Origin of the sequence: Pseudomonas sp. LFS044 (assembly GCF_047978245.1) — a bacterium.
Taxonomy (GTDB): Bacteria; Pseudomonadota; Gammaproteobacteria; order Pseudomonadales; family Pseudomonadaceae; genus Aquipseudomonas.
In genome coordinates this window covers 14,953-35,904 of record NZ_JBFPFX010000027.1, presented here as the reverse complement: position 1 = coordinate 35,904, position 20,952 = coordinate 14,953, and the positions used below count along the sequence as shown (strand labels likewise).

General features: G+C 64.8%; 25 protein-coding genes and 1 tRNA gene. 14 read left to right on the top strand and 12 right to left on the bottom strand.

Annotated elements, in window-relative coordinates:
* The first annotated feature begins 4 nt into the window (after positions 1 to 4).
* Positions 5 to 100 (top strand) — tRNA-Sec (locus ACNQPL_RS20590).
* A 124-nt stretch (positions 101 to 224) separates the two neighbouring features.
* Here the strand turns inward: ACNQPL_RS20590 and ACNQPL_RS20585 are convergent.
* Positions 225 to 1,214, bottom strand: a complete 990-nt coding sequence (locus ACNQPL_RS20585) for an asparaginase (protein ID WP_416467750.1) — start codon at positions 1,212 to 1,214, stop codon at positions 225 to 227.
* A gap of 72 nt (positions 1,215 to 1,286) precedes the next feature.
* Positions 1,287 to 2,729 carry an alanine/glycine:cation symporter family protein gene (locus ACNQPL_RS20580; protein ID WP_346614675.1) on the bottom strand — a complete coding sequence of 481 codons (1,443 nt, stop codon included), beginning with the start codon at positions 2,727 to 2,729 and terminating at the stop codon, positions 1,287 to 1,289.
* Between the two features lie 176 nt (positions 2,730 to 2,905).
* On the opposite strand from ACNQPL_RS20580, the gene ACNQPL_RS20575 reads away from it, so the two are divergent.
* Complete coding sequence (locus ACNQPL_RS20575) at positions 2,906 to 3,715, top strand: helix-turn-helix domain-containing protein (RefSeq protein WP_416467748.1); 810 nt, start codon at positions 2,906 to 2,908, stop codon at positions 3,713 to 3,715.
* 11 nt (positions 3,716 to 3,726) lie between these two features.
* Here the strand turns inward: ACNQPL_RS20575 and ACNQPL_RS20570 are convergent, their stop codons facing one another.
* Positions 3,727 to 4,572 (bottom strand): alpha/beta hydrolase, encoded by an 846-nt coding sequence (locus tag ACNQPL_RS20570; RefSeq protein ID WP_416467764.1) that lies wholly within the window; start codon positions 4,570 to 4,572, stop codon positions 3,727 to 3,729.
* Positions 4,573 to 4,783: 211 nt separating this feature from the next.
* On the opposite strand from ACNQPL_RS20570, the gene ACNQPL_RS20565 reads away from it, so the two are divergent.
* Together ACNQPL_RS20565 and ACNQPL_RS20560 are read left to right on the top strand one after the other, a co-directional pair.
* Positions 4,784 to 5,668, top strand: a complete 885-nt coding sequence (locus ACNQPL_RS20565; protein ID WP_346614671.1) for a sugar nucleotide-binding protein — start codon at positions 4,784 to 4,786, stop codon at positions 5,666 to 5,668.
* Positions 5,661 to 6,593 (top strand): NAD-dependent epimerase/dehydratase family protein, encoded by a 933-nt coding sequence (locus tag ACNQPL_RS20560; protein WP_346614670.1) that lies wholly within the window; start codon positions 5,661 to 5,663, stop codon positions 6,591 to 6,593. Before ACNQPL_RS20565 ends, ACNQPL_RS20560 begins: the two co-directional genes overlap by 8 nt.
* A gap of 47 nt (positions 6,594 to 6,640) precedes the next feature.
* Here ACNQPL_RS20560 and ACNQPL_RS20555 read toward each other — a convergent pair whose 3' ends face one another.
* Complete coding sequence (locus tag ACNQPL_RS20555) at positions 6,641 to 7,084, bottom strand: winged helix-turn-helix transcriptional regulator (protein ID WP_416467747.1); 444 nt, start codon at positions 7,082 to 7,084, stop codon at positions 6,641 to 6,643.
* Between the two features lie 104 nt (positions 7,085 to 7,188).
* Between ACNQPL_RS20555 and ACNQPL_RS20550 the strand changes: the two genes are divergently transcribed.
* On the top strand, positions 7,189 to 8,394 hold the full coding sequence (locus ACNQPL_RS20550; RefSeq protein WP_416467746.1) for an MFS transporter: 1,206 nt from the start codon (positions 7,189 to 7,191) through the stop codon (positions 8,392 to 8,394).
* Here the strand turns inward: ACNQPL_RS20550 and ACNQPL_RS20545 are convergent.
* From ACNQPL_RS20545 to ACNQPL_RS20525, 5 genes are all read right to left on the bottom strand, one after another.
* Positions 8,382 to 9,065 (bottom strand): OmpW/AlkL family protein, encoded by a 684-nt coding sequence (locus tag ACNQPL_RS20545; RefSeq protein ID WP_346614667.1) that lies wholly within the window; start codon positions 9,063 to 9,065, stop codon positions 8,382 to 8,384. The two genes, ACNQPL_RS20550 and ACNQPL_RS20545, sit on opposite strands and share 13 nt — an antisense overlap.
* Positions 9,066 to 9,174: 109 nt before the next feature.
* A complete protein-coding gene (locus ACNQPL_RS20540) occupies positions 9,175 to 9,690 on the bottom strand; it encodes a DUF3299 domain-containing protein (RefSeq protein ID WP_416467745.1) in 516 nt (171 codons plus the stop codon).
* Positions 9,691 to 9,699: 9 nt separating this feature from the next.
* Complete coding sequence (locus tag ACNQPL_RS20535) at positions 9,700 to 10,965, bottom strand: ABC transporter permease (RefSeq protein WP_416467744.1); 1,266 nt, start codon at positions 10,963 to 10,965, stop codon at positions 9,700 to 9,702.
* Positions 10,965 to 11,675, bottom strand: coding sequence for an ATP-binding cassette domain-containing protein (locus ACNQPL_RS20530; RefSeq protein WP_416467743.1), 711 nt, complete (start codon positions 11,673 to 11,675; stop codon positions 10,965 to 10,967). The genes ACNQPL_RS20535 and ACNQPL_RS20530 overlap by 1 nt, the downstream gene beginning before the upstream one ends.
* On the bottom strand, positions 11,676 to 12,248 hold the full coding sequence (locus ACNQPL_RS20525; protein WP_346614663.1) for a DUF2796 domain-containing protein: 573 nt from the start codon (positions 12,246 to 12,248) through the stop codon (positions 11,676 to 11,678).
* 133 nt (positions 12,249 to 12,381) lie between these two features.
* Here ACNQPL_RS20525 and ACNQPL_RS20520 point away from each other — a divergent pair, with 133 nt between their 5' ends.
* Positions 12,382 to 12,726 carry a hypothetical protein gene (locus ACNQPL_RS20520; protein ID WP_416467742.1) on the top strand — a complete coding sequence of 115 codons (345 nt, stop codon included), beginning with the start codon at positions 12,382 to 12,384 and terminating at the stop codon, positions 12,724 to 12,726.
* 130 nt (positions 12,727 to 12,856) lie between these two features.
* Here the strand turns inward: ACNQPL_RS20520 and trxA are convergent, their stop codons facing one another.
* The 3 genes from trxA to ACNQPL_RS20505 are packed head-to-tail and all read right to left on the bottom strand — an operon-like array spanning position 12,857 to position 14,885.
* Complete coding sequence (gene trxA / locus ACNQPL_RS20515) at positions 12,857 to 13,741, bottom strand: thioredoxin (protein WP_346614661.1); 885 nt, start codon at positions 13,739 to 13,741, stop codon at positions 12,857 to 12,859.
* A 31-nt stretch (positions 13,742 to 13,772) separates the two neighbouring features.
* Complete coding sequence (locus ACNQPL_RS20510; protein ID WP_416467740.1) at positions 13,773 to 14,432, bottom strand: class I SAM-dependent methyltransferase; 660 nt, start codon at positions 14,430 to 14,432, stop codon at positions 13,773 to 13,775.
* Positions 14,433 to 14,885 carry a YbaY family lipoprotein gene (locus ACNQPL_RS20505; protein ID WP_416467738.1) on the bottom strand — a complete coding sequence of 151 codons (453 nt, stop codon included), beginning with the start codon at positions 14,883 to 14,885 and terminating at the stop codon, positions 14,433 to 14,435.
* 105 nt (positions 14,886 to 14,990) lie between these two features.
* Between ACNQPL_RS20505 and nrdR the strand changes: the two genes are divergently transcribed.
* From nrdR to ACNQPL_RS20465, 8 genes are all read left to right on the top strand, one after another.
* On the top strand, positions 14,991 to 15,455 hold the full coding sequence (gene nrdR / locus ACNQPL_RS20500) for a transcriptional regulator NrdR (RefSeq protein ID WP_016393425.1): 465 nt from the start codon (positions 14,991 to 14,993) through the stop codon (positions 15,453 to 15,455).
* Between the two features lie 2 nt (positions 15,456 to 15,457).
* Positions 15,458 to 16,588 (top strand): bifunctional diaminohydroxyphosphoribosylaminopyrimidine deaminase/5-amino-6-(5-phosphoribosylamino)uracil reductase RibD, encoded by a 1,131-nt coding sequence (ribD, locus tag ACNQPL_RS20495; protein ID WP_416467737.1) that lies wholly within the window; start codon positions 15,458 to 15,460, stop codon positions 16,586 to 16,588.
* Positions 16,589 to 16,630: 42 nt separating this feature from the next.
* The gene (locus ACNQPL_RS20490; protein ID WP_346614657.1) at positions 16,631 to 17,296 is read left to right on the top strand and encodes a riboflavin synthase; all 666 of its coding nucleotides are present in this window, start codon (positions 16,631 to 16,633) and stop codon (positions 17,294 to 17,296) included.
* Between the two features lie 18 nt (positions 17,297 to 17,314).
* Positions 17,315 to 18,406 (top strand): bifunctional 3,4-dihydroxy-2-butanone-4-phosphate synthase/GTP cyclohydrolase II, encoded by a 1,092-nt coding sequence (ribBA, locus tag ACNQPL_RS20485; protein WP_387530108.1) that lies wholly within the window; start codon positions 17,315 to 17,317, stop codon positions 18,404 to 18,406.
* A 91-nt stretch (positions 18,407 to 18,497) separates the two neighbouring features.
* Positions 18,498 to 18,974 (top strand): 6,7-dimethyl-8-ribityllumazine synthase, encoded by a 477-nt coding sequence (gene ribE / locus ACNQPL_RS20480; protein WP_176518320.1) that lies wholly within the window; start codon positions 18,498 to 18,500, stop codon positions 18,972 to 18,974.
* Entirely contained in the window at positions 18,971 to 19,471 is a 501-nt protein-coding gene (gene nusB / locus ACNQPL_RS20475; protein WP_346614655.1) for a transcription antitermination factor NusB, read from the top strand. The genes ribE and nusB overlap by 4 nt, the downstream gene beginning before the upstream one ends.
* An 18-nt stretch (positions 19,472 to 19,489) precedes the next feature.
* Positions 19,490 to 20,449 carry a thiamine-phosphate kinase gene (gene thiL / locus ACNQPL_RS20470; protein ID WP_416467735.1) on the top strand — a complete coding sequence of 320 codons (960 nt, stop codon included), beginning with the start codon at positions 19,490 to 19,492 and terminating at the stop codon, positions 20,447 to 20,449.
* The gene (locus ACNQPL_RS20465) at positions 20,446 to 20,949 is read left to right on the top strand and encodes a phosphatidylglycerophosphatase A (RefSeq protein ID WP_313714135.1); all 504 of its coding nucleotides are present in this window, start codon (positions 20,446 to 20,448) and stop codon (positions 20,947 to 20,949) included. The genes thiL and ACNQPL_RS20465 overlap by 4 nt, the downstream gene beginning before the upstream one ends.
* Positions 20,950 to 20,952: the final 3 nt, after the last annotated feature.

Genomic DNA, 20,952 nt, shown 5'->3' with positions numbered 1-20,952 from the left:
TCAAGGAAGGCAATCGCGCCCGGTGGCGCGGCCGGGCTTCAAACCCGGTTGGGGACGGCAGCCGTTCCCGGGCAGGTTCGACTCCCGCTGCCTTCCGCCAATTTCTGTGACGGTGCTGGCCTATCGCCGGCAAGCCGGCTCCCACCGGTGTCAGGCAGCACTTCAGGCCAGCGCCGTCCCTGTAGGAGCCGGCTTGCCGGCGATAGGGCCGCAACTGGCAGAATTCAGGCCCGCTCGCCGCACAGGTCCAAGGCAAACCACTGTTCTGCGGCCTCTGCATCCAGCCCGGCGCCCAGCAGCGCAAACATCTTGGCCAACGCCGCTTCACGGGTCATGCCGCCGCCACTGACCAGGCCAGCGCCGCGCAGGCGGTTGCCCGCTGCATAGGTATCGAACACCACCGAACCCTCCGGGCACTGGCTGATGGCAACCAGCAACACGCCACGCTCGCGTGCCGCGCGCAGCACGTCGAGCAAGGCTTGGTCGTCCGACGGCCCGGTGCCGCTGCCGTAGCATTCCAGCAGCAGCCCTTGCACGCCAGTGTCGAGCAGTGCGCGCAGGTGCTCGGCGTGCAAGCCGGGGAATACTGGCATCACGGCAAGGTTGACTGGCTGGCGCTGCTGACGATAACCGAGGGCGGCAGGTACCTGGGTCGCCCGCTCGCCTTCACGGTGGCGCGGCAAAGCGGCAAACGCATCGAACGCTTCGCTGCGCAGCTTCGAGGCGCGGCAGCCGTGCAGCAGCTGGCCGTGGAAGTACAGCTGCACGCCGTCCTCCAGGCCCTGCTCGAACTGGCGCAGGGCGCCGCACAGGTTGTCCCAGGCGTCGCTGCCCGGTGCGCCTGCCGGCAGCATCGAACCGGTCAGCAGCACCGGCACCGGCAACCCCAGCAACAGCAACGCCAACGCCGCGGCGCTGTACGCCAGGGTATCGGTGCCATGCAGTACCAGCACGCCGTCATGCCCGCCAACCTCTACCGCAGCCACAATGGCATCGCGCATGGCCAGCCAGTTGTGCTGCTGCATGTTGGCGCTGTCGAGCAACGGGTTCAGTTCCTGCAGCGTCCATTGCACCTGGGGTGCATCGCTCAGCTGGGCAAAGTGTTCGCGCATCCGCGCGTCGAAGCCACCGGCCGGTGCCAGGCCTTCGGCGGTTTCGAGCATGCCGATGGTGCCCCCGGTATAGAGGACGAGGAGATTCTTGACTGCACGCATGGAAAGCATCCGTAGCGGTGAGCGGATAGAAAGCAGCCGCCCACTGACGGGGCGGCTGGGCAGGGCAGGATATCAGCGCTGCGGCTGGGCTTGGCCCACGGCTTTGTCAGCGGCTGTTTCGGCCTGAGGATTGGCAGGCCAGGCATTGCGGTCCAGGTCCAGGTCGGTGAACTTGGCCGAATCGAACACGGGCTGCTTGATACCCGCCTTGCGCTGATCATCGTAGTCGCGCATCACCCGCAGGCCGACCTTGAACAGCAGGGCCAGGGCCACCAGGTTGACGAAGGCCAGGCAGGTCATGGTGATGTCGGCGAAGGCGAACACGGTCGACAGGTCCTGCATCGAGCCCCACACCACCAGTGCCAGCACCAGGCCGCGGAACACCATCAGTACAGCGCGGTTGCGGGTGAGGAACTGCAGGCTGTTTTCGCCCAGGTAGTAGTTGTAGAGGATGCAGGTGAAGACGAACAGCGACAGCGCGACGCTGACGAACAGGCGGCCCCAGTCACCGACCACTGCGGCCAGGGAGTTCTGGGTCAGGACGATGCCATCCCCTTCGAAGCCCGGGGTGTAGAAGCCCGACAGCAGGATCAGCAGCGCGGTGCAGGTGCAGATCACGAAGGTGTCGAGGAACACGCTGAACGCCTGGACCACGCCTTGCGCGCCCGGGTGCTTCACGGCCGCCACGGCCGCCACGTTAGGTGCACTGCCCAGGCCCGCTTCGTTGGCGAATACGCCACGCTTCACGCCCATGACGATGGCGCTGCCGAGCAGGCCGCCGAACGCCGGGTCAAGGCCGAAGGCGCTCTTGAAGATGGTTTCCAGCATGGCTGGCACGTGCTCGATCTGCGTGCCGATCACGTACAGGGTCACGCCGATGTAGGCCAAGGTCTTGACCGGTACCAGCAGGTCCGACACGGCGGCGATGCGCTTGATGCCGCCGAGGAAGGTGATGGCCAGCAGCACGGCCAGGACGATACCGGTGTGCTTGGGGTCGAAGGCAAAGGCGTTCTGCAGCGAGTGGGTCACGGTGTACGACTGCAGGCCAATGAAGGCGAAGCCATAGGTGACCAGCAGCAGGATCGAGAACACGATGGCCATGTTCTTGCGCTTCAGGCCATGCTGCATGTAATAGGCCGGGCCACCACGGTACAGGCCGTCGCCGTCGGCGCGTTTGTAGACCTGGGCAAGCGTGCATTCGAAGAAGCTGCTGGCCATGCCGACCAGGGCAGTGACCCACATCCAGAACACCGCGCCTGGGCCGCCCAGGGTGACGGCGATGCCGACGCCGGCGATGTTACCGGCGCCAACGCGGCCGGCAAGGCTCAGCATCAGGGCCTGGAAGGAGCTCAGCTGGCCTGCCTGGCCACGCAGCGATTCCTTGAACACACCGAACATGTGGCCGAAATGGCGGAACTGGACGAATCGCGAGCGGATGGTGAAGTAACCGCCGAGACCGACGATCAACACGATGAGGAGCTTCCCCGAAAGGAAATCGTTGAGTACTTCGAGCATTGGAAAATGACCTCGATTCTTATTCTTTGTGTGAAAAGACCAGCGGCCGGCAGGCGCACCGCTATCGTTGGGCGCATGGTTGGCCATGACAAGAGTGGTTACAATTTCGCGGGTTGCTCTGACTTGATGCGACTTGATGCTACACTTGCGCCATTCGCGTCACCTGGATTCTGAACATGAGCGATCATTTCGCTACCAACCTCAAACTGGCCTGCAGCCACTACCGCTCTATCTCCGAAGTTTGCCGCCAGCTGTCGATCAACCGCGCCCAGTTCAACAAGTACTTGAGCGGGCAGAGCCGTCCGACGGCGTTCAACCTCAAGCGCATCGGCGATTTCTTCGGGGTCGAGGATTACGAGCTGAATTTGCCGCCCGAGCAGTTCGCCCGCCTGATTGGCGCACGTGTGTCGACGGTAAGCGACCAGCCCAGCGACCCCATCAGCGATCTGTTCCGCCCGCTGCACGAGCATGCCGGCAACCTGTCGCGCTACTGCGGCTATTACTTCGAATACTCCAATTGCATGTCGGTACCCGGCACCATCCTGGTGTCGCTGGTGCACCTGCGCGAAGAGCGTGGCCGCTTCCTGTTCGAGCGTCAGGAGCGCCAGGAACGCTCCAGCGCCACCGATCAGCATGCCGAGGTACGCTGCCGCTACCTCGGCGCGGCGTTCCAGCTGCAGGACCGGATGTTCCTCATCGACTACGAGTCGCTGACCTTGAACGAGATGAGCCAGACCATCCTCATCCCCAGCTTCAAAAGCCGCATCACCCGCTTGAATGGCCTGAAGACCGGCGTCTCCAGCGGCGACCGGCGCAACCCGGCCTGCACACGCGTGGTGTGGGAGTTTCTGGGGGAGGAGATCAACCGCATCAACGCCTACCGGCAGGTCAAACTCTACCGACCGGATGATCCGCGGATCGATGACGATGTGCGCGAGCGGTTGAGCGTGGGGCCGCTCAGTAACGGGCTGTTCGAAATCGAGTGATGCTCAGCGCATCAGCCGCCGTCGAGGATGAACATTTCAACCGCCTTGGCAACCTGGTCCGCGATGGCTGGCGTGCTGCGCAGGTGGGCGGCGATGCCGTGGTCGCAGTCTGTAAGAAACAGGCACTGCAAACGCGCCGCCGGTACGGCGCTCATCAACGCTTGGGTGACTTCTTCAGGGATCGGGCTGTAGCGTTCGGTGCCGCCCAGCCACAGGTTACCTGCGCTGGTGCCCGGCCCTTTGCCGTAGCGTTGTGAGTTGAGCCCGTCGTACTCGCCAATCACCATCAGCACTCTGCCCTGGAACTGCTTGAGGAAGGCGTAGCTGTCGCTGTCCAGAAAGCCGTAGGGCTTGCTGATGGCGGCAGTGAATGCCGGGCCAAACGGCGCTTGGTGGGCATCATCTGGATAGACTGCCGGGCAGATCAGTACGATGCTGTCCACTTGAGGCAACCGTGCCGCAAGTTTCAGCGTGATTGCCGCGCCCAGGCTGTGGCCTATCAACGTTCTGCATCGAGGTGCGATGTGCGCGTGGAAGCGCTGGGCCTCTTCGAGGTTGGTAACCAGTGACGGGGCCACTGCGCCTGGCTCGCTGGCGGGGCTGTGACCAGAAAGATTGCCCGTGAGCGACCCGATGCCAGCGGCTTGCAGGCGATAGAGCAGAGGGTTGAGCCGGGTAAAGTCCGAACGCGCGCCACCCAGCACGAATACCGGCGCTGAGCGCTCGGTATCAGGTACCAGCAACCGGGCCTGTTGCCGATAGCTCGCGAAGTGTTCGTCGATGAACAGCTCTCTGCCCGGGGCAGGCTCGTCGAATTGCCATTTAATGCGCTGTTGGGTGCCGGTTTGCACGTGCAGGGTGCTCTCTCGGAGGACAGTTTGTGCAGCCCTTCGCCAAGTGGGTTGCCCGAATCGAGCAGCAACGTGAGAGCGTTGATGCAGCAGGGTAGTCGATAGATTTACCTTGCGCGCTTGTTCATTGGGTTTTGGGCCCTGTGTTGGACTTCCCGGGCAGGAAACCGCAAAATGGCCCCTTTCCCTCATCAACCTGTTCGGATCTGCTGACTCTATGCGTATGCGCCTGATGCTGTTGGGTGGTGGCAATGCCCTCGGGCAAGCGCTGATTCGTCTCGGGGCCGAGGAGGACATCGCATTCCTGGCGCCGCGCCCGCCGGAAGATGGCTGGACGCCGGCCAACCTGACCCAGCTGCTTGACGATCACCGGCCCGATGCCCTGGTCAACCTGGCTTACTACTTCGACTGGTTCCAGGCCGAGTCGGTCAGCGAGCAGCGCCTGGCTCAGCAGGAGCGGGCGGTTGAGCGGCTGGCGGAGCTGTGCCAGCACCACCAGATCACCCTCGTGCAGCCTTCCAGTTACCGGGTGTTCGATGGTTCGCGGGCCACGGCCTACAGCGAAAAGGACGAACCGGTACCGTTGGGCCTGCGTGGCCAGGCGTTGTGGCGCATCGAACAGAGCGTGCGTGCGGCGTGCCCGCAGCATGTGCTGCTGCGTTTCGGCTGGTTGCTGGACGAGAGCATCGACGGTGCCCTGGGCCGCTTCCTGACGCGCGCCGAGCAGCCGCAGGAACTGCTGCTGGCTGATGATCGCCGCGGCAATCCAACGCCGGTCGACGATGCTGCGCGGGTGATCCTGTCGGTGCTCAAGCAGCTCGACTGCACAGCGCCGCTATGGGGCACCTACCACTACGCCGGCAACGAAGCGACCACGCCGCTGGCGCTGGGCCAGGCGATCCTCACCGAGGCCGGGCAGCATCGCCAGCTGGCGGTGCAGGCGCCGACCGCGCAGGCGCATGCCGCTCGCCCGGATGCCAGCGAAGAGCCGCAGAACGCGGTGCTGGCCTGCAAAAAAATACTTCACACCTTCGGCATCAAGCCGCGTGCCTGGCGCGCTGGCCTGCCGCCTCTACTGGACCGATTCTACCGCCATGGCTGATGCCCCCATCCTGATCACCGGCGGCGCCGGCTTCATTGGCTCCCACCTGTGCGATGCGTTGCTGGCCAAAGGCTACGCCGTGCGCGTGCTCGACGACCTCTCCACCGGCAAGCGCGACAACCTGCAACTGGGCAACCCGCGCCTTGAACTGATCGAGGGTGATGTCGCCGATGCCGCGCTGGTTCAGCGCGCCGCAACCGGTTGCCGCGCCGTCGTGCATCTGGCTGCAGTGGCTTCTGTGCAGGCCTCGGTGGAAGACCCGGTGAAGACCCACCAGAGCAACTTCATCGGCACCCTCAATGTCTGCGAAGCCATGCGCCTGCAGGGCGTGCGCCGGGTGCTGTTTGCCTCCAGTGCGGCGGTATACGGCAACAACGGCGAAGGCCAGTCAATTGCCGAGGACACGCCCAAGGCGCCCTTGACGCCCTATGCGGTGGACAAGCTGGCCAGCGAGCAATACCTGGACTTCTACCGCCGTCAGCATGGGCTGGAGCCGGTGGTGTTCCGCTTCTTCAACATCTTCGGGCCGCGCCAGGACCCTTCGTCCCCGTACTCCGGGGTGATCAGCATTTTCAGTGAGCGGGCCACCCAAGGGTTGCCGATCACGGTGTTCGGCGACGGCGAGCAAACCCGTGACTTCCTGTATGTGGGCGACCTGGTGCAGGTGATGGTGCAGGCGCTGGAGCAGCCGCAAGTGGAGGAGGGCGCGGTGAATATCGGCCTGAACCAGGCGACTTCGCTGAACCAGTTGCTCAAGGCGTTGGAAAAGGTGGTCGGCAGCTTGCCGCCTGTCAGCTATGGCGAGGCTCGTTCGGGTGACATTCGCCACTCCCGGGCGGATAACCAGCGTCTGCTGACGCGATTCGATTTCCCGCAGCCGACATCGATGGTCGAAGGGCTGGCACACTTGCTCGGCAAGGCCTGAAACCAGGGCCTCTGCAGTAGCGGGCTCGCCCGCAAAGACGGTACTGCTCAGCCGTGGCTGATCACCCGTCTCCGGCAGTCTTCCGGCCCCACAACCCGGCCATCCTGCGCCCGTACCAGCAGCGTCTCGATCGGCTTGCCGCTGGCGCTGTCGAGTAGCTCCGAGCGCGCCTCCCCCGCCTCGAACAAAAACCGCTCCCCCCACTGCCGCAGCCCCACCACGATCGGAAACACCGACCGCCCTTTGTCGGTGAGCACATATTCCTTGTAGGCACTGCCATCTGATGCTGGCTGCAGCTGCAGCAGGCCGCTTTCCAGCAAAAGCTTGAGCCGCGTTGCGAGGATGTTCTTCGCCAGCCCCAGGTTCTTTTGAAATTCACTGAAGCGGCGCAGGCCGTCGAAGGCATCGCGCAGGATCATCAGCGCCCAACGGTCGCCCAATACTTCCAGGGCCCGCGCTACAGGACATTGAGCGTTCACGTCATCGAGCATCGGGTGCAACCTTTGGTGATCATCTGGTTGCAGATTAAAACCACATTTGCTAAATAGCCAGCATGTGGTTTCAATTTGAAACCAGAAGCGCTGGAGCTGAGCCGATGAACGATGTGCTGACCCGCGGGATAACCCTGCTGCTCGCCGCCACCTGCGCCATGGCCGTGGCCACGGTCTATTTCGCCCAACCTTTGCTCGAGTCGATCGCGGCCGACCTGGGCGTGCCTCAGGCACGGATTGGCTGGGTTGTCGGTGCCACCCAGGCGGGTTACGCGCTGGGGCTGATGCTGATCGTGCCGCTCGGTGACTTGTTCGACCGCAAGCGCCTGGTATTGGGCCAGTTGCTGGTCGCGGCGCTGGCGCTGGCCGCCGTTGGCCTGGCGCAGAACTGGGCGGTAATGCTTGCCGCTTTGGCCGTGGTCGGGCTGATGGCGGTGATGGTGCAGGTGATGGTGGCGTATGTCGCGGTCCTTGCCTCACCCGCCCGCCAGGGGCAGGCCGTGGGTACGGTCACCAGCGGTGTCGTGCTGGGCATTCTGCTGGCGCGCCTGGTGTCCGGTGCGCTTGCCGATGTGGCGGGTTGGCGCAGCGTCTACTTCGTGGCGGCGGGGTTGCTGTTGCTGATGGCCGTTGTGCTCTGCCTTTGCTTGCCACCAGGGCGCCGCCCGCAGCATCGATCAGGTTACCTGGCGCTGATCGGCTCGCTGTTCAGCCTGTACCGGCAGGACCGCTTGCTGCGCCGGCGCGGCCTGTTCGGCCTGTTGATCTTTGCCGCGTTCAGCGTGCTGTGGAGCAGCATGGTCTTGCCCCTGGGGGCCGCACCTTTGGCGTTGAGCCACAGCGAAATCGGCCTGTTCGGCCTGGCAGGCATTGCCGGTACGTTGGCGGCGTCGCGCGCAGGGCGTTTGGCTGATCAGGGGTTGGGAGAGCGCACCACGGGCCTGGCGCTGGCACTGCTGACGCTGTCATGGCTGCCGACAGCCTTCGTCGGGCAATCGTTGATGGCTTTCACCCTGGGTGTGCTGATGCTGGACTTCGCCGTGCAGGCGGTGCACGTCACCAACCAGAGCCTGTTGTTGGCCGGGCGGAGCGAGCTGGCCAGCCGGTTGATCGGCGCCTACATGTGCAGTTATGCGATTGGCAGCGGGCTTGGCGCGGTGCTGGCGAGCTGGATGTATACCCGTTGGGGCTGGGGCGCAGTGTGTGCGCTGGGGATGTCGTTCAGCGCGCTGGCGCTGGGTTACTGGCTGTGGCTGCAAACAGAAAGGGCGGCCTCGGCCGCCCTGTCTCGCAGTGGTCAGAACTTGTAGCCAAGGCCGACCATGTAGACCCACGGGTCGACTTCCACATTGACCTTGGTCTTGCTGTAACCCAGCGCGCTCGGGCCGTCGACGCTGGCCTTGGTGTCGATGTCGACGTACCAGACCGAGGCGTTGACCAGCAGGTTGTCGGTCAGCATGTAGTCCATGCCCAACTGGCCGGCGATACCCACCGAGTCCTGCAGCTTGAGGTTGCTGAAGCCCTGTTGCTTGCGCGCGCTGCTCAGGTCTTCATCGAAGAACAGGGTGTAGTTGATGCCGATACCCGCGTAAGGCTGGAAGCGCGAGTTCGGCGCCATCGGGTAGTACTGCAGCGACAGGGTCGGTGGCAGTTGCTTGATGTCGGCCAGCTTGCCGTCCAGGCCGCCGCCCAGGCCTTTGACGCCAACGGTGTGCTGGAACGGCGTGGCGGCCAGCAGCTCAAGGCCGATGTGGTCGGTGAGCATGTAGGCGAAGGTCAGGCCCAACTGGGTGTCGCTGTCCAGGGTTGCCTTGGTGCCCGACACCTTGTTGCCGTCGAACTTCAGGTCGCCGCTGCTTTCGTTTGGGGCGGTGGTGATAGCGCCTGCGCGCAGGATCATATCCCCCGCCTGATAGGCGTGGGCGGCAGGGGCGACGAGCGCAAGGGCCACAAGCGAGGCGCCGAGCAAGGACTTGTTCATGGAAGCTCCCAAAGGACGTTATCAATCGAGTAGTCCAATGGTACGGAGCCGTCTAAACCGATTGTTTGACCCAGCTCAAAGAACTGCGTTCACGAATTCGAAACAGTTCTCACTTCAAGTCATAAACGTATATTTTCTCGGCTTCCATCTGGTACCCAGCGTCGGCCAGTTCGCTGCTGGAGGCTCTAACCTGCAGCTTTCCTTCGATCCAGTAGGGCTGGTAGAGGTCTTCGACGCGAACGCCCATCTCGCTGAAAATATGCACGATCTGGTTGGAGGGCGGGGGTGGCACATGGATGCAGGCGCCGTAGTAAGGCACCAGCAGAAATTCGGTGGTGCGGCCTTCTTCGCTGACTTCCAGCGGCACGATGTAGCCAGGCAGCTTGATCTGCTGGCCATCCAGGCCTTTGACCACGGGCGCATCCGGCGCTTGCTGGCGGGCTGGTGGCGCCGATTCGGCAGACAGTGCGTTGCTCAGCTGCGACATGTCATGCAGCGGTGCCAGCTGCGGCGGGATGACCGGCGCCCCTTCCGGGATCAGCGCGGGCCAGTCGAGTTCGCGGGGTTCCGCCGCCCAGGTATGGGCGGCGAACATCAGCAGGGTTAAAAACAGCGCGCGGAGCATGGCGTTTTCTCAGAGGTGAATCGACAAGCCATCAGCCAGCGACTGCCGGTAGGCGCGCCAGGCCGGCACGCTGCCCATCAGCAGCGCTGCGCCGAGGATGATAGCCAGCAACGTCCACTCGTGCGCGCTGGGCCAGGCCAATGGCAGGTACAACCCGTAGTTGGCCTGCACGTAACCTTGGGCAAGGGCGATACCGGCGTATAGCAGGCCAAGCCCGGCTACGATCCCGGCAGCCGCCAGCGCCAGTGCTTCAAGCACCAGCAACCCAGCAATGTGCCATGGCCGGGCACCCACCGAGCGCAAGATCGCCATCTCCCGGCGACGCTCGTTGAGGCTGGTGAGGATCGCCGTGAGCATGCCGATCAGGCCGGTCAGCACGACGAACAGCGAGACCACGAACAGCGCCTGTTCGGCAGTGCCCATCAGGCTCCACAGCTCCTGCAGTGCCACCCCCGGCAAAATCGCCAGCAGCGGTTCGTTGCGGTATTCGTTGATCTCGCGCTGCAGGCTGAAGGTGGCGATCTTGTTGTTCAAGCCGAGCATGAATGCGGTGATCGCAGCGGGCTGCAGGTCCATGCCACGCGCCTGATCGGCACTGATGCGCCCGGCGCCACGGGCCGGCACGCCGTTGTGCCAGTCGATATGGATCGCCTCCATGCCTGCCAGGCTGATGTGCAAGGTGCGGTCGACCGGCGTGCCGGTGCGTTTCAGCACGCCGACCACGGTGAAGGGTTTGTCGTCGTGCTTGACCAGGCTGATCGCTGCTACGCCATGTGCCAGCACCAGCTTGTCGCCCAGCTTGTAGTGCAAGGCCTCGGCGACTTCTGCGCCAAGCACCACTTCGAACGGGTCGTCGGCAAACTCACGGCCTTGGCTCAGCGCCAGGTGCTGCCTGCGCCCATATCGATAGTGGCTGAAATAGTCGCCGGTGGTGCCCATCACCCGGTAGCCGCGGTGCGAGTCGCCTAGCGAAATAGGAATAGCCCACTTCACCCGCGGGTCCTGGGCGTAATGCTGGTAGCTGTCCCAGCGAATGTTGTTGGTGGCGTTGCCGATGCGGAACACCGAATACAACAGCAGGTTCACCGAACCTGAGCGGGCGCCGACGATCAGGTCGGTACCGCTGATGGTGCTGGCGAAGCTGGCGCGGGCTTCGGTACGCACGCGCTCTACGGCCAGCAGCAGGCACACCGACAGGGCGATGGCGAACGCGGTAAGAAAGGCGGTGAAGCGACGGTTGGCCAGGCTGGCCAGGGCAAGACGAAGCAGGTACATCAGGCCTCCCGGGGCTTGGCGGCGCGGTTGAGTTCGGCCAGTGAAAGGTGGCGGTCGAACAGCGGCGCCAGGCTCTGGTCATGGCTGACGAACAACAGGCTGGAGCCAGCCGCCCGACACTCGGTGAACAGCAGGCGGATGAACGCTTCGCGGGTGTCGGCGTCCAGTGCCGAGGTTGGCTCGTCGGCGATCACCAGTTCGGGCTGGCCGATCAGCGCGCGGGCCGCAGCCACGCGCTGCTGCTGGCCGATCGACAGGCTGTCAGCGCGCCGCGCAAGCATGGCCGGGTGGTCCAGGCCCAGGTGCGCCAGCAGCTCGGTGGCGGCCTGGTCGACACTGCCGTGACGCTGGCGCGCACGTTCGGCGCGGCTGCGCGAGAAGCGGCAGGGCAGCTCGACATTTTCGCGCACCGAAAGAAACGGCAGCAGGTTGAACTGCTGGAAGATATAGCCGGTGTGGTCCACCCGGAAGCGGTCCCGGGCGCCTTGGCCCAACGCAGCGAGGTCCTGGCCGAGCAACCGGATACGCCCCTGGCCAGGCAAATGGACCCCGCCCAACAAGCCCAGCAAGGTGGTCTTGCCGCTGCCGCTGGGGCCTTTGAGGAACAACGCCTCACCGGCATCCAGGCGAAACGCCGGGATGTCCAGCAGTGTGAGCTGGTTGGGCCAGGCGAACACCACGTCCTGCAGTTCGATCAACGGCAGGCTCATTCAGAACGCGACCATCGCTTTGGCGGGCGAGGTTTCCACGCCTTTCTGGCCGTTGGGGCCGATCAGCTGCACGTTGATTTTCTGTGTGGCGGGAAAAGCCTTGAACAGCGGCGCAAGGTCGAGCTGGGTGAGTTTCTCAGGTGCCGAGCAGTTCAGCTGATAATGGGCACCGATGTCGCTGTGCGGGTGGGTGTGCTCGTGCTCATCGCCGTCGTCATCCTTTACCGCATCCCCGAACAGCGGGCTCTCAAGCTCCTGAGCGTCTTCCTTGCAGCCTGCCGCCGCCGCCAGGCCAAACAGTTTCAGCGGTTGTTCGAGCTGCTGGCGCACGGCAGCGACCTTGGCCTTGTCGGCATCAGTACTGGCCGCGTGCTCGAAGCCGACCAGGTTCATTGCCGGGCTGTCCAGCTCCAGCTCCAGCGTATTGCCATCGAGCACGGCGTTGAGCTTGGCCACGCCATGCTCATGGGCACCGAGCGTGCCATGGGCGTGGTCGTGATCATGGTCGTCGTGGGCATGGGCAACGGCCAGGGGCAGCAGAGCGAAAGGCAGGGCGAGCAGCAGGCGACGCATGGACGACTCCAGGAGCGGGCTGGGGATGATTTGGTAATGTTATAACAACTTTTCTCTTGGCCGCCAGCCTGCGTGGCGCAGGTTTCATGTTGATGTAGCATGGCTCTATTGACCTGCGTGCAAGGAAAACATCGTGAGAATACGTGGACAGATCGGCAACTGGCCGGTGGACCTGACCCTCGAGCTGGAGCCGGCGGAGTGGGCACAGTTGGGGCGGCAGCTGGAAGCGCCCGTAGTTGCAGAAGCTACGTCGACGGCCATGCCGGCAGCGCCGCGTCAGGATGACGGGCAGTGGACCGCAGCGCGTGAGGTGCTGCGCGCGGCGGGGCAGATGAACGGGCCAGAATTGCTGGACCGGCTGGAAGGGCTGGCGGGCAGTACTGCGGCCGGCAAGCGGTTGCTGGTGCGGTTGCGGCACAGCAGTGAGGTGAAGGTAGAGAGTGGCGCGGATGCGCCGGTGTATCACTGGGTCGGATAAAGTTGCTGGCCTGTCCGGGCCTCTTCGCGGGGCAAGCCCACAGGTTGACCGTAGACCTGAGAACAGCGCGGTACCTGTGGGAGCGGGCTTGCCCCGCGAACGAGGGCGGAGCCCTCGCCTGATGCGAGGGTCAGAACAGGGCCGAAGACAGCCGGCGGCGGTAAACACCTACCAACGGATGGTCGCTACCTAGCAGCTCGAACACTTGCAGCAGCGCCTTTTGCGGCAACCCGTTCTCATACGCCCGGTTACGCTGGAACAGTTTCAACAGCCCATCCAGCGCCGCTTCATACTGCTGGCGCGCCAGTTGCTGAATGCTCAGCTGGTAGGCCGCTTCGTCATCCTGCGGGTTCTGCGCCAGGCGGCTTTTCAGGTCGGCCACTTCCGGCAGGCTCTCAGCCTGGCGCAGGAACGTCAGCTGAGCCTTGGCACCGGCCAGCGCCGCCTTGTGCTCGTCGGTCTTCACCGCATCCAGTACGACCTGGGCTTCACCCAGTTCGCCACGCTCTGCCAGGCAGCGGGCATACAAGATCAGCGCCTCGGCATTGCTGTTGTCTTCACCCAGCAGCACCTGCAGCAAGGCTTCGGCCTCGGCAAAACGGCTTTCGGCGAACAGCGCCTTGGCCTGCTCCAGTGGCGAAGCGGCTGGGGCGGCAGGCATTTGCACGTGCGGTTCGAGCATGGCGCGGATGCCCGACTCCGGCTGCGCACCGGCAAAGCCATCGACCGGTTGGCCGTCCTTGAACAGCACCACGGTCGGCAGGCTGCGAATGCCGAACTGGGCGACCACCTGCTGCTCCACGTCGCAGTTGATCTTGGCCAGCAGCAGCTCGCCCTGATATTCCTCGGTGATCTTCGCCAGCAGCGGCATCAGCGCCTTGCACGGCGCGCACCATTCGGCCCAGAAGTCCACCAGGACCGGCTTGTGGAAGGAGTTCTCGATGACCAGTTGCTGGAAGTTGGCATCGGTGGCATCGAAGATGTACGGCAGATCTTTACTAGGAGCTTGGCTCATCGCGACTCTCGCAAAACCGTGAATCGCACCACTATAAAGGCTCGCGGCTGGCGTGGTACAGGCTGACCCGGCGGAATTCGTGCGGCTCGGCCAGGTCCGGCAGGGTCAGCGCATCGAGCACGCCCAGTTGCCGGTACAGCGGGTGGCTGAAGTCGCGCACCCGCGAGTCGGCCACCAGGGCCTGGCGACCACGGCCCAGGAAGGCATCGAGCAGCGGCAGGTTGGCGCGGTCGTAGAGCACGTCGGCGACCAGGATCAGGTCGAAGCGGTCTGCCTCGGCGAAAAAATCACTGCTGTAGCCGAGCTCCACGCCATTGAGCAAGGCATTGGCCTGGCAGGCTTGCAGCGCCAACGGGTCGAGGTCGCAGGCCACCACTTCGGTTGCCCCGGCCCGGGCAGCGGCAATCCCGGCAATGCCCGAGCCTGCGCCAAAGTCCAGCACGCGTTTGCCGGCTACCCACTCGGGGTGTGCGGCCAGGTAACGGGCCATGGCCAGGCCGCTGGCCCAGCAGAAGCTCCAGTACGGCGGGTCCTCGAGAATGCGCCGGGTTTCTTCCATGCTGAAGGCGCGGTCCATGTTCTGGTCGTCGATCAGCCACAGCTTGAGTGCGCATTCCGGCAGTTCACTGACCACCAGGCGCGCTTCACCAATCAGGCCGCTGAGGGCCTGTTGCAGGGCAAGTGGCGCCACTTACGGTGCCTTTTCGAACTGCAGCGGGCCGGTGGCCTGGGTTTGCGCTTGCGTGATGCGCACCGGTGGCAGGTGCAGGATCAACTGCCCGGAGTTGCTGGCGCGGCCGCGCAGTTCCACCCTGGCGCCGGCCGGGAAGGCCTCAGGGTTGAAACGCAGCTGGTAGGGCAAGGCCTGGCCGGTACCCGTCAGGGTGCTGCTGGCCAGCAACTGTTGCGGGCGGCCGCGCTCGTCGATCACCAGCAGTGCCAGCTCCACGTCCGCGCCAGCAGGGATAGCCATCAAGGTCCCGCTCAGCTCGCGCTGGTAGGCCGGCAAGGGGCCGAGCGGCTGGGCTTTTTTCGCCACCTTGGCAGGTACTGGCGCGGGGGCTTGTTCAGTCTTGGGCCGGTCACTGCCGCAGGCAGTGAGCAAGGCGGCGCAGCACAGCACGGCGAGCGCTCGAAGATGCATGGGGTAGTCCTTCACGGGCAGAATTCTATGGATGTTAACCCCTTTGGCTTGTCTTGCCAGTGGGATGCGCTACCATGGCCCTCCCTTTTTTTGTTGCCTGCCACCATGCACTGTCCGTTTTGCGGTGCCAACGACACCAAGGTCATCGACTCGCGCCTGGTCGCCGAGGGCGAGCAAGTGCGCCGCCGTCGCGAATGCGTCGCCTGCGGTGAGCGCTTCACCACCTTCGAAACCGCCGAATTGGTACTGCCCCGGCTGATCAAGCAGGACGGTACCCGCCAGCCCTTCGACGAAGACAAGCTGCGTGCAGGCATGCAGCGCGCGCTGGAAAAGCGCCCGGTCAGCGTTGAACGCCTGGAGGCGGCGCTGGCGCATATCAAGAGCCGCCTGCGCGCCACCGGCGAGCGTGAGGTGAAGTCGCTGGTGGTCGGTGAGCTGGTGATGGCCGAGCTGCGCAAGCTCGATGAAGTCGCCTATATCCGTTTCGCTTCGGTGTACCGGCGCTTCCAGGACCTCGACGAATTCCGCGAAGAAATCGACCGCCTGGCCCGCGAGCCGGCTAAAGAGTGAGCATGCCGAGCCAGACCGCGATCCTCGACGCCCATTACATGGCCCGTGCCCTGGAGCTTGCCCGCAAGGGGGTGTACACCACCCACCCCAACCCGCGCGTGGGGTGCGTGATTGTTCGCGATGGTGAGGTGGTCGGCGAGGGCTGGCACGTGCGCGCCGGCGAACCGCATGCCGAGGTGCATGCCCTGCGCCAGGCCGGTGAGCGTGCCCGCGGTGCCTGTGCCTATGTAACCCTTGAGCCGTGCAGCCATCATGGCCGCACGCCGCCGTGCGCCGAAGCGCTGGTGAACGCGGGCGTGGCGCGCGTGGTGGCCGCCATGCAGGACCCCAACCCTCAGGTCGCAGGCCAAGGCCTGCAGCGCCTGGCGGATGCCGGCATCGAAGTCGCCAGCGGCGTGCTCGAAGCAGAGGCGCGCGCGCTCAACCCCGGCTTCCTCAAACGCATGGAACACGGCCTGCCATTCGTCCGGGCCAAGCTCGCCATGAGCCTGGACGGTCGCACCGCCATGGCCAGCGGCGAAAGCCAGTGGATCACCGGCCCCGCCGCCCGTTCTGCGGTGCAGCGCCTGCGGGCCCGCGCCAGTGTGGTGCTGACCAGCGCCGCCAGTGTGCTGGCCGACAACGCACGGATGACCGTGCGCGCTGCCGAGCTGGGGCTGGATGAAGAGACCACCGCGCTGGCCCTGAGCCGCACGCCGCTGCGTGTGCTGATCGACGGCCGCCTGCGCTTGCCGCTGGATGCAGCGTTCTTCCGGGCCGGCCCGGCCCTCGTGGTGACCGCCCTGGGCAGTGATCCGCGCTACGCCGAAGCCGGCCACGAACTGCTGAGCCTGCCCGGTAGCGGCGGCCACGTCGATCTGCTGGCCCTGATGCAGGCGCTGGCGGCCCGCGGCGTCAACGAAATCCTGCTGGAAGCCGGCGCCGGCCTGGTCGGCGCCTTCGCCCAACAAGGCCTGGTCGACGAGTACCAGCTGTTCGTCGCTGGCACGTTCCTCGGCTCGCAGGCACGCCCATTGCTGGACTGGCCGCTGAGCAGGATGAGCGAAGCGCCACGGCTGAAAATCACCGAAATGCGCGCAGTGGGCGATGACTGGCGGGTCACGGCCATCCCTCTGCCGGCGCCCGGCGTATAATGCCGGGCTTGCCCCGCGCAAACCGTTTTTGAGGAAGACCCCATGTTCACCGGCATCATCGAATCCATCGGCACCATTCGCAGCATGACCCCCAAGGGCGGTGACGTGCGCGTTTACGTCGAAACCGGCAAGCTCGACCTGGGTGACGTCAAGCTCGGCGACAGCATCGCCGTCAATGGCGTATGCCTGACCGCCGTCGAACTGCCGGGTAACGGTTTCTGGGCCGACGTCAGCGTCGAGACCCTCAAGCGCACCGCCTTCATCGACCTCAAGAGCGGCAGCAAGGTCAACCTGGAAAAAGCCCTGACCCCGACCACCCGCCTGGGCGGCCACCTGGTCAGCGGCCACGTCGACGGTGTCGGCGAAATCATCTCGCGCGCCGATAACGCCCGCGCCATCCAGTTCCGCGTGCGTGCGCCCAAGGAGCTGGCCAAGTACATCGCCCACAAGGGTTCGATCACCGTCGACGGCACCAGCCTGACGGTCAATGAGGTCAATGGCGCCGAATTCGAGCTGACCATCGTCCCGCACACCCTGTCCGAAACCATCATGGCCGACTACCGCGCAGGGCGTCGGGTAAACCTTGAGGTCGACCTGCTGGCCCGTTACCTGGAGCGTCTGCTGCTGGGTGACAAGGCTGCCGAACCGAGCAAGGGCAGTGGCATTACCGAAAGCTTCCTGGCCGCCAACGGCTTCTTGAAATCCTGATTGAGAAGGGGGTGCCGCGTGGCGCTCAACAGCATCGAAGAACTGGTCGAAGACATCCGCCAGGGCAAAATGGTCATCCTCATGGATGACGAAGACCGCGAGAACGAAGGCGATATCATCATGGCGGCCGAGTGCTGCCTGCCTGAGCACATCAACTTCATGGCCAAGCATGCCCGCGGTCTGATCTGCATGCCGATGACCCGCGAGCGCTGCGAAACGCTGAAGCTGCCGCTGATGGCTCCGCGCAACGGCTCGGGCTTCGGCACCAAGTTCACCGTCTCGATCGAAGCTGCCGAAGGCGTCACCACCGGCATTTCCGCTGCCGACCGTGCGCGTACCGTGCAGGCTGCTGCCGCCAAGGACGCCAAGGCCGAAGACATTGTCAGCCCCGGCCACATCTTCCCGCTGATGGCCCAGCCCGGCGGTACCCTGGCCCGTGCCGGCCACACCGAAGCGGCCTGCGACCTGGCGCGCATGGCGGGCTTCGAGCCGAGCGGCGTCATCTGCGAAGTGATGAACGACGACGGCACCATGTCGCGCCGCGCCGAGCTGGAAGTGTTCGCCGCCGAGCACGGCCTGAAGATCGGCACCATCGCCGACCTGATCCACTACCGCATGATCCACGAGCGCACCGTGCAGCGCGTGTCCGAGCAGCCGATCGAAAGCGAGCTGGGCGAGTTCAACCTGGTCACCTACCGCGACGCGGTGGAAGGCGATGTGCACATGGCCCTGACCCTGGGCAAGATCTGCGCCGAAGAGCCGACCCTGGTGCGCGTGCACAACATGGACCCGCTGCGCGACCTGCTGATGGTCAAGCAACCGGGCCGCTGGAGCCTGCGCGCGGCCATGTCCGCCGTGGCCGAGGCCGGCAGCGGCGTGGTGCTGCTGCTGGGCCACCCGCTGGACGGCGACGTGCTGCTGGCGCACATCCGCGAAAGCGCCGGCGACGCCCCGACCAAGGCCCCGACCACTTACAGCACCGTCGGTGCCGGCTCGCAGATCCTGCGTGACCTCGGTGTGCGCAAGATGCGCCTGATGAGTTCGCCGATGAAGTTCAATGCGATATCCGGATTCGATCTGGAAGTTGTAGAATACGTGCCCTCCGAGTGACTTGAGGCGGCGCTTGCGCCCTCACGCTCGAGTCCAAACCCTCCCGAGGCCGCCAGTGCGCGGCCTCGCTCTTGAAGATGAGAACATCGGAATGACCCTGAAGACCATCGAAGGTACCTTCATCGCCCCCAAAGGTCGCTATGCTTTGGTGGTTGGCCGCTTCAACAGCTTCGTCGTCGAAAGCCTGGTAAGCGGTGCCGTTGATGCCCTGGTACGCCACGGCGTCAGCGAAAGCGACATCACCATCATCCGTGCCCCGGGCGCGTTCGAAATCCCGCTGGTGGCACAGAAAGTCGCCCAGCAAGGCGAATACAACGCGATCATCGCCCTGGGCGCAGTGATCCGCGGCGGTACCCCGCACTTCGAATACGTGGCGGGCGAATGCACCAAGGGCCTGGCCCAGGTGTCCATGGAGTTCGGCGTGCCGGTGGCCTTCGGCGTCCTGACCGTCGACTCCATCGAGCAAGCCATCGAGCGTTCCGGCACCAAGGCCGGTAACAAAGGTGCTGAAGCTGCCCTGTCCGCACTGGAAATGGTCAGCCTGCTGGCGCAGTTGGAGGCCAAGTGATTAGCGACGAAAGCGATCGTTTCAACCCGCGCGATCCAAAACCTGCGGATGCCGGCAAGCCATCGAAAAGCGCCAAGCGCCGCGAAGCCCGCAAGCTCGCGACCCAGGCCCTGTACCAGTGGCACATGGCTCAGCATTCGCTGAACGAGATCGAAGCGCAGTTCCGGGTCGATAACGATTTTACCGATGTCGACGGTGCCTACTTCCGCGAGATCCTGCATGGGGTCCCGGCGATCAAGGGCGAAATCGACAGCGCACTGAAGCCGTGCATGACCATGACCCTCGAAGAACTCGACCCGGTCGAGCTGGCCGTGCTGCGCCTGTCCACCTGGGAGCTGATCAAGCGGGTCGACGTACCGTACCGCGTTGTGATCAACGAAGGCGTGGAACTGGCCAAGGTTTTCGGCGCCACCGACGGCCACAAGTTCGTCAACGGCGTGCTGGACAAGCTGGCACCTTCGCTGCGCGAAGCAGAAGTCAAGGCGAACAAGCGCTGATCCTGGCGCTGTCGAGCCATGGGTGAGTTCGAGCTGATCAACCACTACTTTGCCGCCGCGCCCTGTGCGCAGGGCGGTGAGGGCGTGGCCCTGGGTATCGGCGACGACTGCGCCTTGCTCGACCTTCCCCCCGGCGAGCAACTGGCGGTGTCCACCGACACCCTGGTGGCCGGGGTGCACTTCCCGGCGGTCTGCGACCCGTGCCTGCTTGGCCAGCGTTCATTGGCCGTGGCGGCCAGCGACCTGGCGGCCATGGGTGCCCACGCCATCGGCTTCACCCTCGCCCTGACCCTGCCCGATGTCGGCCCTGACTGGCTCGCAGCCTTTGCCAACGGCCTTAGCCGCATGGCCGAGCGTTGCCGCATGAGCCTGATTGGCGGCGACACCACACGCGGCCCCCTGAGCATTACCGTCACCGTGTTCGGTCGCGTGCCGGCCGGTCAGGCCCTGCGCCGCAGCGGTGCGCGGCCGGGCGACCTGCTGTGTGTCGGTGGCGTGCTGGGCAAGGCGGCAGGTGCGTTGCCACTGGTGCTGGGCGAGCGCGAAGCGCCGGCCGAGCAGGCCGAGCCGCTGCTGGCCCATTACTGGTCGCCGCTGCCGCAGCTCGACCTCGGCCTGCGTTTGCGCGGCCTGGCCACGTCGGCGCTGGACATTTCCGATGGCCTGCTGGCCGATTGCGGCCATATCGCCAAGGCCTCCAGGGTCGCGCTCGAGGTGAACCAGGCGCAGGTGCCAGGGTCTCCTGCACTAGAGGCTTTTCTCGGCCGCGACGCGGCGGTGCGGGCGGCGCTCACCGGTGGCGACGACTACGTGCTGGCATTCACCTTGCCGCCGGAGGCACTTTCAGCCCTGGCCGATGCCGGCGTGCATGTGATCGGCCGGGTGTGCGAAGGGCAGGGCGTCATCCTGCGTGACCCGCAGGGCCAGGACATCACCCCCGTACAGCGGGGCTATCAACACTTTAGGGAGACACCGTGACCGACCACCCGAACCAGGTGCCTGCGGAGTTCGTTCCGCCATCGGTCTGGCGCAACCCGTGGCACTTCATCGCCTTTGGCTTCGGCTCTGGCACCCTGCCCAAAGCCCCCGGTACCTGGGGGTCGATGGTGGCCATTCCGTTCATCCCGCTGTGGCAGATGCTGCCCGATTGGGGGTACTGGCTGCTGTTGGGCGTGACCATGCTGTTCGGCTTCTGGCTGTGCGGCAAGGTGGCGAATGACTTGCGTGTACACGACCATGAAGGCATTGTCTGGGACGAGATGGTCGGCATGTGGATCACCCTGTGGCTGGTGCCCGAAGGGTGGCAGTGGATCCTCGCTGGGTTCCTGATGTTCCGCTTCTTCGACATCCTCAAGCCGTGGCCGATTCGCTGGATCGATCGCCACGTGCACGGCGGTGTCGGCATCATGCTCGACGATATCCTGGCCGGTGTCTTTGCCTGGCTGGGCATGCAGGTTCTGGTGTGGGCGGTTGGCTGAGAC

Excerpts from the sequence above, each read along its gene's own strand:
- ACNQPL_RS20585 (WP_416467750.1), bottom strand. The coding sequence starts at position 1,214 with ATGCGTGCAGTCAAGAATCTCCTCGTCCTCTATACCGGGGGCACCATC.
- ACNQPL_RS20580 (WP_346614675.1), bottom strand. The coding sequence starts at position 2,729 with ATGCTCGAAGTACTCAACGATTTCCTTTCGGGGAAGCTCCTCATCGTG.
- ACNQPL_RS20575 (WP_416467748.1), top strand. The coding sequence starts at position 2,906 with ATGAGCGATCATTTCGCTACCAACCTCAAACTGGCCTGCAGCCACTAC.
- ACNQPL_RS20565 (WP_346614671.1), top strand. The coding sequence starts at position 4,784 with ATGCGTATGCGCCTGATGCTGTTGGGTGGTGGCAATGCCCTCGGGCAA.
- ACNQPL_RS20560 (WP_346614670.1), top strand. The coding sequence starts at position 5,661 with ATGGCTGATGCCCCCATCCTGATCACCGGCGGCGCCGGCTTCATTGGC.
- ACNQPL_RS20555 (WP_416467747.1), bottom strand. The coding sequence starts at position 7,084 with ATGCTCGATGACGTGAACGCTCAATGTCCTGTAGCGCGGGCCCTGGAA.
- ACNQPL_RS20550 (WP_416467746.1), top strand. The coding sequence starts at position 7,189 with ATGAACGATGTGCTGACCCGCGGGATAACCCTGCTGCTCGCCGCCACC.
- ACNQPL_RS20545 (WP_346614667.1), bottom strand. The coding sequence starts at position 9,065 with ATGAACAAGTCCTTGCTCGGCGCCTCGCTTGTGGCCCTTGCGCTCGTC.
- ACNQPL_RS20540 (WP_416467745.1), bottom strand. The coding sequence starts at position 9,690 with ATGCTCCGCGCGCTGTTTTTAACCCTGCTGATGTTCGCCGCCCATACC.
- ACNQPL_RS20535 (WP_416467744.1), bottom strand. The coding sequence starts at position 10,965 with ATGTACCTGCTTCGTCTTGCCCTGGCCAGCCTGGCCAACCGTCGCTTC.
- ACNQPL_RS20530 (WP_416467743.1), bottom strand. The coding sequence starts at position 11,675 with ATGAGCCTGCCGTTGATCGAACTGCAGGACGTGGTGTTCGCCTGGCCC.
- ACNQPL_RS20525 (WP_346614663.1), bottom strand. The coding sequence starts at position 12,248 with ATGCGTCGCCTGCTGCTCGCCCTGCCTTTCGCTCTGCTGCCCCTGGCC.
- trxA (WP_346614661.1), bottom strand. The coding sequence starts at position 13,741 with ATGAGCCAAGCTCCTAGTAAAGATCTGCCGTACATCTTCGATGCCACC.
- ACNQPL_RS20505 (WP_416467738.1), bottom strand. The coding sequence starts at position 14,885 with ATGCATCTTCGAGCGCTCGCCGTGCTGTGCTGCGCCGCCTTGCTCACT.
- nrdR (WP_016393425.1), top strand. The coding sequence starts at position 14,991 with ATGCACTGTCCGTTTTGCGGTGCCAACGACACCAAGGTCATCGACTCG.
- ribD (WP_416467737.1), top strand. The coding sequence starts at position 15,458 with ATGCCGAGCCAGACCGCGATCCTCGACGCCCATTACATGGCCCGTGCC.
- ACNQPL_RS20490 (WP_346614657.1), top strand. The coding sequence starts at position 16,631 with ATGTTCACCGGCATCATCGAATCCATCGGCACCATTCGCAGCATGACC.
- ribE (WP_176518320.1), top strand. The coding sequence starts at position 18,498 with ATGACCCTGAAGACCATCGAAGGTACCTTCATCGCCCCCAAAGGTCGC.
- thiL (WP_416467735.1), top strand. The coding sequence starts at position 19,490 with ATGGGTGAGTTCGAGCTGATCAACCACTACTTTGCCGCCGCGCCCTGT.